Annotated in this window: 14 protein-coding genes; 3 read left to right on the plus strand and 11 right to left on the minus strand. The window is 54.0% G+C overall.

Features of this window, described 5'->3' with window-relative positions:
• Window positions 1–2: 2 nt before the first annotated feature.
• The 4 genes from V3851_RS03760 to V3851_RS03775 form a co-directional block, all read right to left on the minus strand.
• Window positions 3–209 (minus strand): hypothetical protein, encoded by a 207-nt coding sequence (locus tag V3851_RS03760; RefSeq protein WP_331845131.1) that lies wholly within the window; start codon window positions 207–209, stop codon window positions 3–5.
• Window positions 199–678, minus strand: a complete 480-nt coding sequence (locus V3851_RS03765; RefSeq protein ID WP_331845132.1) for a phage tail terminator family protein — start codon at window positions 676–678, stop codon at window positions 199–201. Before V3851_RS03765 ends, V3851_RS03760 begins: the two co-directional genes overlap by 11 nt.
• Entirely contained in the window at window positions 675–854 is a 180-nt protein-coding gene (locus tag V3851_RS03770; protein WP_331845133.1) for a hypothetical protein, read from the minus strand. The genes V3851_RS03765 and V3851_RS03770 overlap by 4 nt, the downstream gene beginning before the upstream one ends.
• An 840-nt stretch (window positions 855–1,694) precedes the next feature.
• Window positions 1,695–2,264, minus strand: a complete 570-nt coding sequence (locus V3851_RS03775; RefSeq protein ID WP_331845134.1) for an ArpU family phage packaging/lysis transcriptional regulator — start codon at window positions 2,262–2,264, stop codon at window positions 1,695–1,697.
• Window positions 2,265–2,549: 285 nt separating this feature from the next.
• On the opposite strand from V3851_RS03775, the gene V3851_RS03780 reads away from it, so the two are divergent.
• From V3851_RS03780 to V3851_RS03790, 3 genes are all read left to right on the plus strand, one after another.
• Window positions 2,550–2,903, plus strand: a complete 354-nt coding sequence (locus V3851_RS03780) for a helix-turn-helix domain-containing protein (RefSeq protein WP_331845135.1) — start codon at window positions 2,550–2,552, stop codon at window positions 2,901–2,903.
• 135 nt (window positions 2,904–3,038) lie between these two features.
• Entirely contained in the window at window positions 3,039–3,641 is a 603-nt protein-coding gene (locus tag V3851_RS03785) for an ImmA/IrrE family metallo-endopeptidase (RefSeq protein WP_331845136.1), read from the plus strand.
• A gap of 2 nt (window positions 3,642–3,643) precedes the next feature.
• Complete coding sequence (locus V3851_RS03790; RefSeq protein ID WP_331845137.1) at window positions 3,644–4,000, plus strand: hypothetical protein; 357 nt, start codon at window positions 3,644–3,646, stop codon at window positions 3,998–4,000.
• A 240-nt stretch (window positions 4,001–4,240) separates the two neighbouring features.
• Here V3851_RS03790 and V3851_RS03795 read toward each other — a convergent pair whose 3' ends face one another.
• From V3851_RS03795 to V3851_RS03825, 7 genes are all read right to left on the minus strand, one after another.
• Entirely contained in the window at window positions 4,241–5,218 is a 978-nt protein-coding gene (locus V3851_RS03795; RefSeq protein ID WP_331845138.1) for a sugar kinase, read from the minus strand.
• Between the two features lie 89 nt (window positions 5,219–5,307).
• Window positions 5,308–6,300, minus strand: a complete 993-nt coding sequence (locus tag V3851_RS03800; protein ID WP_331845268.1) for a pectinesterase family protein — start codon at window positions 6,298–6,300, stop codon at window positions 5,308–5,310.
• A gap of 2 nt (window positions 6,301–6,302) precedes the next feature.
• Window positions 6,303–7,241 (minus strand): dienelactone hydrolase family protein, encoded by a 939-nt coding sequence (locus V3851_RS03805; protein ID WP_331845139.1) that lies wholly within the window; start codon window positions 7,239–7,241, stop codon window positions 6,303–6,305.
• 16 nt (window positions 7,242–7,257) lie between these two features.
• A complete protein-coding gene (locus V3851_RS03810) occupies window positions 7,258–8,847 on the minus strand; it encodes a glycoside hydrolase family 43 protein (RefSeq protein ID WP_331845140.1) in 1,590 nt (529 codons plus the stop codon).
• A gap of 15 nt (window positions 8,848–8,862) precedes the next feature.
• Window positions 8,863–10,227 carry a glycoside hydrolase family 28 protein gene (locus tag V3851_RS03815; protein ID WP_331845141.1) on the minus strand — a complete coding sequence of 455 codons (1,365 nt, stop codon included), beginning with the start codon at window positions 10,225–10,227 and terminating at the stop codon, window positions 8,863–8,865.
• A gap of 24 nt (window positions 10,228–10,251) precedes the next feature.
• Window positions 10,252–11,373: a glycoside hydrolase family 88/105 protein gene (locus V3851_RS03820; RefSeq protein ID WP_331845142.1), complete on the minus strand. Its 1,122-nt coding sequence runs from the start codon at window positions 11,371–11,373 to the stop codon at window positions 10,252–10,254.
• A gap of 101 nt (window positions 11,374–11,474) precedes the next feature.
• Window positions 11,475–13,022, minus strand: a complete 1,548-nt coding sequence (locus tag V3851_RS03825; RefSeq protein WP_331845143.1) for an extracellular solute-binding protein — start codon at window positions 13,020–13,022, stop codon at window positions 11,475–11,477.
• Window positions 13,023–13,036: the final 14 nt, after the last annotated feature.

The following is a 13,036-nucleotide window of genomic DNA, read 5'->3' on the forward strand; positions in this document are numbered from 1 at the left end:
AATTAATTCACGCTCCTTGTAATAAATTCATTCATTTTCCGCTCCGCTTCCGTCGCGGTGTAACGCTGAGACTCATCTAGCACAATCGTCAGCACATCCTTCTGCTTGCCCGTAAACCGGGCGGACGTCAAAAATTGACGTTTGGCGAACCTCACTTCATTTTGAGTTTCCGGAGTTTCCTGCGGGTTCGGTGTTTTTTTAGCCGCCATTTTTCGTATGGCCCTCCTCTTTAAGGGATTGCATTTTAGGCTCGTCCGGAGCCGGCAGCCAGACCAGAAAATGGAACTCAAAAAAGAAATGCAGCGTATTTTCGGCAATTTCATATTTCATCTTCCTTCCGCTGTAGTTGGCTCCGCCGATCTCCGCTTCCCGGAACAATGCGAACAGCAGCTCCGCGGTTTCGTGCAGGGATGCCTCCGCTTGACCGGCTGCCGGAACATACTTCACCAAAAAAGACAATGTGCGGCGGTAGCGCCTGCCCAATTCCTGTTCCTGCGCCATGTTCTGCAGCTTTACAATAAAATAGGGTGCTTCTCCTCCTGCTTCTGCTTCCGCCTCCGCTTGCGTTCCCGGCTCCGAACTTTCTCCGCCTTCTCCGTAAATCCCGGTATCCGGGAATCGTTCCGACAGCAGGGCGATGATCCCTTCGCGAAGGCCGTTTGCGGTCACCTCAATCATGGCATCACCTTGCGAAGGCTGTACCCCTCCAACACGCACCTCGGCAGACTGCAAAACTGCCGGGTTCCTTCAAAGCGGCCCCAGATGCAGCCGATGCAGGTTTCCGGCTGCATCCATTCCTCTTCCGCCGCCAAGTCTCTGACCGGCGGATTTTTATTGTTTTTGCGTGCGCTCAAGTCCGCTTCCCTCCCAAACAGAAAAGCCGCTGAAGAAGATCAGCGGCTTTCGCGTTATTTTGATGTGGTCAAGATTTCCACAATACAAATTTACCACGCCCAAAGTCGAGCGAATGGACAAGCAGCGGGCATTCACCGGACAAAAACAGGAACGTTTGTTCGTTTATTTTTAGTATGCGAGAAACATTGACTTCGGAAACCTGGACGGTATCCAGGATTTGATCCATCCAAAGGGGGCGGGAATTGACTTTCTTTTTGCTCCCTAGACATCCCGTCAACATAAGGCATATCGCCGACAAGCCTAACTCTCCTTGTTGGATCCGAATTAACTGTATTTCCTACAGCTAATTCATCCAATTTCTATACTATTCTAAAAATAACTGGAAAACCTCCAGCTAATCAACGTATTTTCTTCTCAAAAAGGCTCCGGCGGCCAAATTAACTGCAGATTTTCCATCTAATTCGTAAAATTAGCCGATTCACCGGAATTTAGCTGCATATTTTCCAGCTAAATTGCCCGGGTAGAAACTAAAAAACCGGCATCCGCCGGTTGCATTCTTATCTCATATTTATTTTTCGTTATTCGCTCCGCACCTGTCCACAGTTACTCCATTACTCATTACTTACTTGCTCAGTTACTCTCTACTCGCTTACTCCCCACTGACTTACCTACTTGTACACTTCTTTTTCTTACTCTCTTACTTACACATTTACTCTTTACCCAGCATTCACTTACTCTTTTACTTTCTTACTTATCCCTTACTTATTTACTCTCTACTCAGTACTTACTTAATCACTTACTCACTTATTCCCCCACTAACTAACTTACCCTCCGTTACACTAACATATGCTCTTCATGCTCTGTCTCTGGCCCTGACTCTGATCCTGGCTCTCATTCCGTACCTCGCCCTGACTTTCTCTTTCCGCAGGCTCGTCCCTGTTGATTACGTAACGATCCTCGTAAACCTCCAGTTTCATCGCCACAGCTAAAATGCGGATCGCATCGGCTTTGATGCGGCGGTATGTCCGGTCGCTGATGCCCATTTCCCCGCAGCTGATGAAATCGTATTCGCCTTCGTCGTCGAGGTAGCTTCGCTCGATGACTTCGCGCTGCATCTTGGTTAGGCCGTTCATCGCCTTCTCCAACAGCTCGGATTTGCGGGCAAGCTCCGCCTCAAGGTCGACATTGGAGATCGCCGTTTGTTCCGCGGGCTTGCTGATCACATGGGTAGCCCCGTGATATCTGGGCTCATAGCTGACGGTGACCGCCGCTTCCCGGCGGATATATCCGATTTGCCGGTACTGCCGGACTTCTTCCAGCCGCTTCTCTACCGCCGCCCTCGTGGCTGCGTAATCCATCGGCATTGTCTCAAATACGGTCAGCATAATGTTATTGCGTTTTCTTCCCACGGCGATCCCTCCCAGGATAGTTTCTTCTATATTTAGTTGCCAATTTGGTAATATGGACATTTCCCACTATTAGATGATTCAGCCTGAAAAATCCTTCCCATCCCGTATACATTCGCTAATTACAATCAAAATCTCTTTTAATTTACCAATTCGGTAACTATAATTCATTATAAATTGCCAATTTGGTAATGTCAATTGATTTCCAAGATAATATTTTCCTGCAAACCCATTTACCGATTCGGTAATATATGATATGCTGGCCTAAACGGAAAAAGAGGAGTTTCTATGCAAAGTCTTGGGGATCGGATCAAATTTCTTCGGGAAAAAAAACAAATGTCGCAAAAAGACCTCGCGCTTAAAGCGGGCCTTACCGTCGTGCAGTTGTCCCGCTACGAGACGAACGACCGCAAGCCTGACCCGGAATCGCTGCGAAGCGTCGTCGACGCGCTGGATACGAACGCCGATTATCTGCTCTGTCGGACCGACGACCCGTCTCCCTCCGACGAGAAGATGAGCTTATCCTTTTACGGCGGGCCCGAAGCGTATACGGCGGATGAGATCGCGATGATGGAAGCCGCCCTGAGGGCTTACCGCGAACAGAAGAAAAAATTACTAGGCGGCGATACGGAGAAAAAATAGAGGAATTGGGATACGCGCGTCGAATAATAAATCAACGAGGCAATATCAACCGACGAACAGACAGAAGCCGGCCCTTCAAGAGGGCCCTTCTTTTCCGATACATACCGAACATACATTCTCTTTTGGGGTGATTTTATGTTATTCTCCTACTACCGGGAAACCGAGTTGGAGCAGTGGATCAGCGCCAAATATAAGGAACACGGCATCGTGAGTACGGTCGAGCACGACATCGAGCATATCGCCCGCGCCTTCGGCGTAGCGCTCGTATATGAGGAGTGCCCTTCTTTTTCCGATAATGAGGAACAAGTGATATTCCTCAACAAGCATGCGGACGATGTCACCGCGCGGGTGATCTTTTTCCATGAACTGTGCCATTGTCTAAGACATGCCGGGGATCAGCGGGCGATGCCCGCTTTGTTCAAGTATGCCCAGGAATCCGAGGCCGAGCAATTCGTGCTGTATGCGGCGATTCCGTTTTATATGTTCGCCAAGCTGCCGGTACCGGATCAGCGCTCCGAGGCGATACCGTTTCTCGCGGAGAGCTTTCGTGTACCGTACGATCTCGCGGAGCGGCGGCTGGACCAAATCCAGCGGCGGGTGCTGTACGGCAGCCTGCTGGCGGCCGCCCGAGAATCGGACCGGCAGACAAAGCGACAAGTGGCCGATTGGTCCCGGGAAACAAAACGCGTCATGTCCCAATTGGAACGCCAGCTTAGCGGCGGGAAGAGCGGGCGTTAAAGATGAGACTGGCGCTTTACTGCGATTTTACGGTGGAGGACATACGCCCCTTGCAGCTTGTGATACGGCCTCGGCCCGGAGAATTGGACCTCGGCCGGAATTTGTATTTACCGCTTGCGGGCCCTTTCGAACGGTTTGAACCCGAGCAATACGGCGATCTTACCGGAGTGTCTGTACTTCTGGAGGATCTTATATTGGAAAGCCGGAACGAAGAAAAGCTGGGCATCGCGCTTCCAAATCTGGCCCGCCGGCATCCGGAGGTCGAGATTGATCTTTTAATCGCCCAGGTCGCGGACGTGGAGGAAGTGCTGGGGTATAAATGGGGCGATAGGTTAATGGAGAATTTACTTTTGGAGTGAAACGGTGTTAATTAAGTGGAAAACATGCAGTTAATTTTACGGGAATAGCCCATATCCCTTCAATTAACCGGAAAAAGTCCAGCTAATTGGCGAGTTATGGGCCGTTTGGACTTAAATGAGCACGAATAACTACAAGTTTTGCATCTATTTCTTGGTAGTAGGTGAATTGTTCGAAATTAGCAACAGAAATTACAGTTAATTTCCATTTTCGTTTGGATTACTTTACTATCCATCCATCCGCTATCGCTCGACATGCACCTGTCCGTTCAACCTGCCCTGGACTTCCTCCCGGGTCGGCAGTCCCTCCCAGTCCCCGGGGGCCTGAATGACCATCGAGCCGATGAGATTTCCCAGCCGGATCGCTTCGGTATGGGAATCTCCGCGCAGCAAACCGGCCAGGAAGCCCGCGCAGAAACCGTCGCCCGCGCCGACGGAATCGATCACCTGGTCGACCAGAAAATAAGGCACGCTGCTCAATTTTCCATCTTCCAATAAATAGGTTTCCTGCTCGCCGCCCTTGATGATTTTCACCGCGGGCAGCCGGTTCAGCTCAGGGATCAACTCTTCGAGCCGCTGCTTATTGTAGAGCAGCCGCAATTCATCGAGGCCCGGTAGGAAATAATCCGCCTGAGCGGCCAGCTCCAGCAGCGGCCCCCTGGCCTCCTCCGCGCTCCACAGCTTGAGGCGGAGATTCGGATCGAAGCTCACCTTCGTCCCGTGCTTCTTCGCCAGCGCCACCGCCCTGAACACCGTCTCCCTGCTGGAGGCACTAAGCGCAGCGGTGATGCCGGTGATGTGCAGGATTTTGGCGGAGGCGATATAGGCTTCGTCCAGATCCTCCGGCGACATCATGCTGGCCGCGGAATGGCGGCGGTAGTAGTAGACCGAGCTTTTGCCGAGCGCCTTCTCCCGCAGCATCAGCCCGGTCGGGGCATCCTCCGCGAATCCCGCACGGGACACGTCGACCCCTTCGCCCCGAATCGCCTTGTAAATGCGGCGGCCCAGCGGGTCGTTGCCCAGACGCCCGAACCAGCCGGACCGGAAGCCCAGCCTCGCCAATCCGATGGCGACATTGCTTTCCGCTCCGCCGAAGGACATGTCCAGTTCAGAGTCGTACTCCAGCCCCCGCAAATCGTCCGAGATTAGCAGCCCCATCGATTCCCCGAATGTAATTACCTCGGGCCCGGCCGAATTGTCCGGAGACACCGTAGTCGTCATTGCAAACCTCTCCTTTAAGCATAACAATCATCTAATTATTTACAGGCTGATCAATACCCGGTCATCAAATCTACATTAACCTAGCATCTTCAATCGAATATCAACTTTCCTGTCTCGAAAAAGGAAATGCCGCCAAACACCTGCTCCTTGCTCCACATATCTCCGGCTTCCACGGTACATTCCGTCCAAGGAGCCCGCTGCCCTTTAAGCTCCGCCGCATTCTTGACGCCGTATTCGCCGTAACGTACGGTCCGCTCGTTGGCCGGGTTATTCCAATTGTCCCAGCCGACCGGATGAATATGCCCGCCGGTCCGGCAATGGACAAAGGCCGTCTTCGCGAATTCCCGCCACGGCCGCCCCAAGTAGACCGAGGCTTCCGGGACATCCTCCGCCGCAGTCAAATAGCAATCCCGGAATACATAACCGTATGCTTGTTCCTGCGGCGTGGAGGCTGCCGTGATATACGCCGGTCTCACGGCGCCTTCTTCCACACGGCACAGGCTGCGGATTTCGCATTGCTCGAAATAGGCCGTCGCCCCGCCGAAGATGAAATCGACCGTCCCTTCGATCCGGCAGTTTTGATACAGTTGACGGAAGCGGGCATGCCGCTCCCGCAGCGGAACGCCGCCGAACTTCGAAGTAGGTCGCTTAGGGGAAGGCGGCAGGGGTCCGGTGAACAGCGTATCCTGATGGCCCTTCAAAGTACAATTCCGGAACACGGTCAAATCGCAGTGCGCATACACGGCCAGCGCCTGGCCGATTTTCTCCCCCTGCCCCGCCGTGTTGGCGATAATAATATTTTCAACAAGCAAACGGCTGCCGCCCAAGAACAAGGTCGGCGTGGCAAATGTGCCGATCTCGTTCCCATGCTCGTCCCGCTCCCTGGCATAGCGGTTCATGACGATTTCCACCTGTCCGATTCCGACCAAGGACAGATTCGAGCGGTATATGCGGACAGACTCTTCATAAACGCCGGATAAAATATGGATCTCGGCCGGTTCTTCGGACGGCAGACGCTCCAGCGCATCCACCGCCGCCTGAATCGTGGCGAAATCGCATAAGGACTCTTGGCCCACCAGCACAATCATGGCTCAAGCTCTCCCGGCAGTTGCAAATTCAGATGCCGTGCCAAAAACGGCTGCCAGGCCGCCCGCATTTCCGCCGTCTCCATGTGTCCGCCCCCACCGATGAACGGCTGCCAATGCTCCGGCTTCCCCGCCTCCTCATAGGCTCGGCGAAGCCCGTCCGCCAGCAGCTCCACGCCTTCGGGCGGACACAGCCGGTCGTTCCTGCCGACCAGGCTCATGCGCGGGCGCGGCACGATCAGCTTTTGGATGTCCAGGGTCGCAAAATGCTTCAGCAGTCCGGGGACATAGGAATAAAAGCCGTGATGGTCAAGTCCCCGTTTGGCGATCAGCGTACGGGCTTCCACCTGCCCGCAAATATCGATCGTCACCTTGACCCGTTCGTCGAGCGCGGCCAGCCACCAGGCCATGAGCCCGCCCATCGACATGCCGATCGTGGCGACCCGCGAGGCGTCGATATCCTCGCGGCCGCACATGTAATCGAGCAGGCGGCGGTTATCGTGCAGCATCATGCCCCACATCACCCGGCCGGTCCACAGCATCTCCTTGACCAGCTCGCTCTCGGTTTTACCGCCCCGCTCGTTGAAGCCCCACATGTCGATACAGCAAACGGCGCAGCCCATACCCGTGAGTACCTTGGCAAACGTCGGCTCCTGCAAATAAGGACTGTTGCGGATCAGCTCATTGCGGCCGTTCGCGTAATTGCCGCCATGGGAATGGTTAAAGATAACGAGCGGGAACGGCCCCACTCCTTCCCGCGGTTTGGCGAAAAAGGCCGGTACCGGCTCGATCCCGTTGAGATCGAGGACCAGCGTTTCCAGCAAATAGCCGTCCCGCTCTTCCGATTTTAACAGCTTGGCTGAAATCGGGCCTTCCAACGGGAGATCGCCAAGCAAGCTCAACAATTTTTCCCGCTCCGTGACCGGGTTCCATTCCATCTTAGCTTCGTCCTCCTTATATAGCGGAATCCCTTCCCGTATATTTGAAGTATGCAAAATCGGCGTAGCTGCCGCCGAATTGGTTCATGTCATGCGCGCCGATACCGACGAAATTGCCGGTAAATCCGCCCGACAGGAAACCGATATTCCGGGGTCCGCCTAACGGCCGCCAATCTTCCGCGTCGTCCAAACGATAATAGAATTGGCCGTTCAACTCGGATACGTCTACCGCCAATTGAACCTGCGAGGCTTGATCCACGTCAATCAGGACAGGCTCAAGCTCGAATTCGTCCCGCTCGCAGCACATGAGCCGCAGCACCTTGCCCCGCCCTTCTTCATGGCTGACATAGGCATAACAATAGTTATCCTCGTTTAAATAGAGCAGCAGCCCGGCCATTTGCAAATATAACACCGGAGCGGACTCCACGGCCGTCTCCGCGCGGAATGATTTGTCCGTTTGACGGACCGCCACGATATGGTGTTGGAACAAGCTTTGCGGCGATTCGCCCGCTTGAATCCGCAAATAGCCTGCTCTGGCCGACAGCGAGCACCAGCTTTCATCCGCCATTATGCGCAGCGTGTTCCAATTTTTCTTCAGCCCAGGGCCGGAAAAATCATCATGAAAATCATTCCCGCCGTCTTTCCGTACGGCTCCGCCCGGCAGCGGCACGACGAGCTGCGGCGTATTTCCGCCCGCGGTCAGGCGGAGCCAACCCTGCTCGTCCCAATACACTTGTTGCAGCGCGGTTTCCCTTCCCAGGATGGCGAACTGCCCCTCCAGCGGACGCGTGCACAAATGCGCCATATACCAATCGCCGTCGGGCGTCTGCACCAGGCTGCCATGGCCGGCGCATTGCAGCGCCAGACCGGGATCGTTGCGCGAGGTCAGCATCGGATTCAGCGGATCCACTTCATAAGGGCCGAGCAGTTCCTTCGAGCGCGCCACCGTAACGGCGTGCCCGCTGCCGGTTCCCCCTTCGGCCGTAATGAGGTAGTAATAGCCGTTTTGCTTGTAGATGTGGGGCGCTTCCGTCTTTTGCAACGGCGTGCAATCGAACAGCTTCTTCGGTTCGCCGATCAATTTGCCGAGAGCCGGATCATACTCCTGGATCACGATCCCGCAGGATTTGTTGCTCTCAGTCATGCGGTAATCCCACAGGCAGTTGAGCAGCCATTTGCGGCCGTCGTCGTCATGGAACAAGGACGGATCAAAGCCGCTGCTGTTAAGATATACGGGCTCCGACCAAGGGCCATGGATCGAAGGCGCCGTGATCAAGTAATTATGACAGTCTTTGAAAGGCCGCTTCGTGCTTTTCACATCGGTGTACATGAGATGGAACAACCCGTCATGATAGCTAAGCTGGGGAGCCCAAATGCTGCAGTTTTTCGGATTCCCCCTCAAGTCCACTTGATGGGTTAAGATGTCCGTCGTATGCTCCCAATCGGCCAGATTGGCGGACTCATAGATTCTGACCCCGGGGAGCCATTCGAATGTCGATACCGCGATGTAATAAACATTTTCGACCCGCAATATACAAGGATCCGGATTGAACCCCGGCAAGATCGGGTTCTGGACATAACCCGCCCGCTTGTTTTCCGTAATCATCGTCAGTCTCCTCCTTTAAACTTCTCCCGCTTCTTGTTCAGACGGCGCAATCGTGACCTGTTCCAGCAGCCGTTCGCTTTGCTTCGTGTTCCTCGATTCGCAATGCTCCACGGTAACTTGCTCGCCGTTCTCCACATAAAAAGCCGGACCCTCATGATTCTCGATCGTGACATGGTGGAAACGGATTTGCCTTACATTCCCGAGGAAGAAGCCGCGATTGTTCATCTCGCTGATTCCCGCCATCATGGCCGGAACTCCGGGGATCGCGTTCTCCGCCATGGAAATATCGATATGATCGAATGTAATCTCGGAAATGTATTGCTCGGCAAGGCCGTACAGGAATCCGGCCGATGCATGAACGTTGCGCGCGGTAATATTAGCAAAATGAATTCGCCGGAAGCATGGCGTTTCCTCCGTCACGGGATAAGGATTTTTGTCCCAGACGTATTTATCCTTGCCGCGCGGGCCGCAGAAATAGTAAAGATTCAAAATAAACGGACAAATGACGTCCTCCATCACGATATTGCTAATCCGGATATCCTCCACGATTCCCCCGCGTCCGCGCCGCGATTTCAGGCGGATGCCGCGGTCGGTGTGCTGGAATACGCAATTCGAGATCGTCACATTGCGGATGCTGCCGCTCATTTCGCTGCCCAGCACCACGCCGCCGTGGCCGTGCACCATCGTGCAATTGGTGATCGTGATATTCTCGCAGGGAATCCGCTCCGCCGTATCCTCGGTGCCCGCCTTGATCGCGATGCAGTCATCCCCCACATCGATATGGCAATTGCTGATTCGCACATTCCGGCACGATTCCGGATTGACCCCGTCCGTATTCGGCGAATCGGCGGGATTGAGGATGGACAAATGGTCGACCGTGACATCGGAGCAATTGATCGGATTGACGGTCCAGCTTGGGGAATTGACCAGCCTCAGATCCCGCAGCAGCACGCGGCGGCAGCTGTCGAAGCTGATCAGCTTTGGCCGGGGGATTTCCAGCTTCTCCGGCGCGTTCCGCTTCTTGTCCCACCACGGCTGGCCGTTTCCGTCAAGCGTTCCACTGCCCGTGACCGCGACATTTTCCAGGTCCTGGCCGAAAATACACGACATATGCACCTGCTGAAGCACGCCCTCCCATCTGGAGGTGACCGCCGGATAATGCTCCGGGTTCGTGCTGAAAGACAGCACGGCGCCGGGGCTTAGGTTCAGCTCGATATGGCTTTTCATCCTAATGCCGCCGGTCAGGAATGTTCCCGCCGGGACAAACACCGTCCCCCCGCCGGCCGCGCTCGCGGCGTCGATGGCGGATTGAATCGCATCGGTCGCGAGCGTCTTTCCGTCTCCGACCGCGCCGAAATCCGTAATGTTATATACTTGCATCGTTATTCCTCCAATCCGTATATTCTACTGTCCTCGAAGTCCTTCAACCTCCGCGCAGGCTTGCAGGAACGCTCCGACTCCTTTCAGATCGTTCGTAATAATCGGCTCGCTGATGTAATAAGCGTACGTGCCGTCCCGGCGGTCATGTCCGCCCAGCCCGGCCACCTGACAGTTCTTATTCAGGTTGACCCAGCCTTCCTTCGTCTCCAGCACAAATTCCGTAATGAGACCTTGGTAAGCCTTATCCAGCGTCGTCTGCCATTCGCCTGCCTCCAGCACCCCAAGCCGGATTCCCTTGGCGATGGCGAACACGATCATGCTGGAAGCCGACGCCTCCAAATAATTGCCCTTGCGGCCGCCCATATTTACGACCTGGTACCAAACGCCGCTGGCTTCATCCTGAAATGCTCGCAGCGCCGCCAGCACCTCTTTGAGGATCCGGACAAGCTCGGCATAATCCTTGTGCTCCTTCGGCAACAGTTCCAGCGTATCCGCCAAAGCCATGACGTACCAGCCCAGGGAACGGCCCCAGAAATTCGGGGACAATCCGGTGGCGGGATCGCACCAAGGCTGTACTTTTTTCTCATCCCAGGCATGATAGAGCAGCCCCGTATCGGCGTCCTTGGTATGCTTCTCGCACAAAATAAACTGCTTGGTCACATCGTCCAGCCCGTTTCCGCCTTCAAATGTCAGCAAATATTCCAGATAGAACGGTGCCCCCATATAAAGTCCGTCCAGCCAGATTTGATAAGGATAAATCTGCTTGTGCCAAAACGCCCCTTCCGATGTGCGCGGATGGCTGGCGAGCTGCGCTCTCAGCAGGTCGGCCGCTTTCCGGTACTTCTCAAGGCCCGTTTCCCGGTATAGCGGAAACAGCAGTTTGCCGTTATTGATGTGGTCGATATTGTATTCATCCTGCCGGTACCCCAGAATAGTTCCGTCTTCCCGGATAAAATGGTCCATATTATCCTGGATATATTGCAAATACTTGCGGTCTCCCGTCATTTTCCACAGCAGCGCAAAGCCTCTTAACACCACGCCGTAATCATAAGACCATTTCTCTTTATTCTCATTGCCTTCATACAATTTCGGCGTCCGCTCCATGACGGATTCGGCGGTTTTAATAGCCCAGTTCATCTGATTCATACATCCTCCCGGTGAAAAAATGACGGTCCTTGCCACAGATTCATGGAAAGGACCCGTTTATTAATGGTTTTCCGTTTCTATCTTCCCGTCAGGAAGAGGGATCAGGAATTGGCTTCTTTATAAGCGGCTTCATACTCGCTGATGATCTTGCTGCCGCCGGAGTTCTTCCATTTCTCGACTTCCGCCTTGAACCCGTTCAAATCGAGGGCGCCGAGAATGTATTTATAAGTGGCGTCCGTAATGATTTTTTGCAATTCGGAGCCCATCGACGTGAAGGTTTCCGATTCCAGCGAAGCTGCCGGATTAAAGACCGCGTATTGCTCATTATCCAATATCAGAGCGGAGGCTTCGACTTTAAGCGGATCGGCATCGTGAATTTTATAACCGGGCTCCTTCGGACGGGAAGAGGAGAACGGCTGAACTTCCTGTTCCCATTTGTTCTGATCCAAAATCGTTACGGCCATATCCGCGTCGACGGAGTAGTGAACGCCTTCGATGCCATAGGTCATCAGCGTGTAGATTTCTTCATCCATCAGATCGTTCACGAATTTCAGAATGCGCTTCAATTCCGCTTCATCTTTGACCTCGGATTTAGGGAAAGCCAGCAGCCCGCCGATCCCGCCGTTCCCGGCCCAGATCGCCCGGTCGCTTTCGTTGCCGGTTGAAGTAATATTATTAACGAGCAGGATTTCCATGTCGTCCTGAATGCCTTTCGCGTCATTCAGCAGGTTTTTGCCGTCAAACAAGGCTCCGACATAAATACCGGCTTTGCCCTGAGAGAATGCTGCCTGCTGGTCCGTTTTGGCCGTCACGGCAAAATCCTTATTGATATAACCGTTAGTATACAATTCCTTCATATAGTCCATCGCCTTGACGTAACCTTCGGTCTCGAACTCCGGCGTAAATTTCCCGTCATCGCTCACGGCCCAGTAGTTAGGAGTGCCAAAGTAAGAACCCAGTGTCTTAAATGCCCCGTAAATCAAGTCGTTACGGTCGACAAATCCGTAAGTGTCTTGAACCCCGTTGCCGTCCGGATCCTGCTCGGTGAAGGCTTTGGCCACCGCCATCAATTCATCGGTCGTTTTCGGAACCTCAAGTCCCAGCTTATCCAGCCAGTCTTTGCGGATCACGACGCCGTTACGCGCCACGTCCTTCAGGAAAGGCACCCCGTACAGCTTACCGGCGATCGAAGCTGCCTGCCGTTTTTCATCGGAAATCGCCGCCAGATTCGGGAATTCGTCCAGGTAAGACTCAACCTCCCAGAACATGCCCGACTTCAGCGCGTTCCGTACGGATGCGTTATCCAGAATCGTCAAGGAGACGATATCGGCCAGCGAGTTGGACGCCATTGCGGTATTGATCCGTTCCTCCTTGGATGCGTCAGGCACCCAGGAAAACTTGATTTTTGCATTCGTTTTTTCCTCGATCAGCTTCTGGACGTCGCCAGTTGGCGTCGTAGGCGTATGCAGCATATTCATCCAGGTAATATTGACCGGTTCTTCCACCGCCGCGTTTCCGCCCCCGGCGCCGGATTGGGTGTTTCCGCCGGCGCCTTGGGCCCCGCCGCCGTTCGAGTTCGAACCGCAAGCGGACAACAAGAGGATGCTGGTGAGCAATAATACGGTCAACTGCTTCATTTTTAATTTCATTTTTCTACCCCTCT

Origin of the sequence: Paenibacillus haidiansis, assembly GCF_036553665.1 — a bacterium.
Taxonomy (GTDB): domain Bacteria; phylum Bacillota; class Bacilli; order Paenibacillales; family Paenibacillaceae; genus Fontibacillus; species Fontibacillus haidiansis.

What these genes read in the sequence shown, in the direction of transcription:
- V3851_RS03760 (WP_331845131.1), bottom strand. Translation starts at nt 209, where the DNA reads ATGGCGGCTAAAAAAACACCGAACCCGCAGGAAACTCCGGAAACTCAA.
- V3851_RS03765 (WP_331845132.1), bottom strand. Translation starts at nt 678, where the DNA reads ATGATTGAGGTGACCGCAAACGGCCTTCGCGAAGGGATCATCGCCCTG.
- V3851_RS03780 (WP_331845135.1), top strand. Translation starts at nt 2,550, where the DNA reads ATGCAAAGTCTTGGGGATCGGATCAAATTTCTTCGGGAAAAAAAACAA.
- V3851_RS03785 (WP_331845136.1), top strand. Translation starts at nt 3,039, where the DNA reads ATGTTATTCTCCTACTACCGGGAAACCGAGTTGGAGCAGTGGATCAGC.
- V3851_RS03790 (WP_331845137.1), top strand. Translation starts at nt 3,644, where the DNA reads ATGAGACTGGCGCTTTACTGCGATTTTACGGTGGAGGACATACGCCCC.
- V3851_RS03795 (WP_331845138.1), bottom strand. Translation starts at nt 5,218, where the DNA reads ATGACGACTACGGTGTCTCCGGACAATTCGGCCGGGCCCGAGGTAATT.
- V3851_RS03805 (WP_331845139.1), bottom strand. Translation starts at nt 7,241, where the DNA reads ATGGAATGGAACCCGGTCACGGAGCGGGAAAAATTGTTGAGCTTGCTT.
- V3851_RS03810 (WP_331845140.1), bottom strand. Translation starts at nt 8,847, where the DNA reads ATGATTACGGAAAACAAGCGGGCGGGTTATGTCCAGAACCCGATCTTG.
- V3851_RS03815 (WP_331845141.1), bottom strand. Translation starts at nt 10,227, where the DNA reads ATGCAAGTATATAACATTACGGATTTCGGCGCGGTCGGAGACGGAAAG.
- V3851_RS03820 (WP_331845142.1), bottom strand. Translation starts at nt 11,373, where the DNA reads ATGAATCAGATGAACTGGGCTATTAAAACCGCCGAATCCGTCATGGAG.
- V3851_RS03825 (WP_331845143.1), bottom strand. Translation starts at nt 13,022, where the DNA reads ATGAAATTAAAAATGAAGCAGTTGACCGTATTATTGCTCACCAGCATC.